This is a genomic window from Furfurilactobacillus siliginis (assembly GCF_001437435.1).
In the GTDB taxonomy this organism is placed as follows: domain Bacteria; phylum Bacillota; class Bacilli; order Lactobacillales; family Lactobacillaceae; genus Furfurilactobacillus; species Furfurilactobacillus siliginis.
In genome coordinates this window covers 16,418-16,751 of sequence record NZ_JQCB01000005.1, presented here as the reverse complement: position 1 = coordinate 16,751, position 334 = coordinate 16,418, and positions in this window count along the sequence as shown.

Here is a 334-nt window from a genome sequence, read left to right as displayed (position 1 = left end):
GGCAGGCTAGTTTCCCGCCGTCACTGTTACCCTGTTTTGTCGGAGAGTGTCGCTCGCAAAGCGCGCGACACACCCCCCGTTAGTATCAAAGTAAAAGAACCCATTAAACTCAAACAACCACCGTCTCAATTCACACTAGTAAGTGTTCTGAAACGGCGGCTGTTTGAGTTTGCAGTTAACTATTACCTAGAGTGAACGTTGGTCGTTGCAGTTCCCGTGGCGGCGAGTTTACTTCGGCGGATACTGCACTTGTGCTTTGCCCGCAAAGCGGGCAAAGGCACTCCCCCAGCGCCAGGTTATTAGCAATGGAGACCAGATGTCGTGCCGAGAGCGT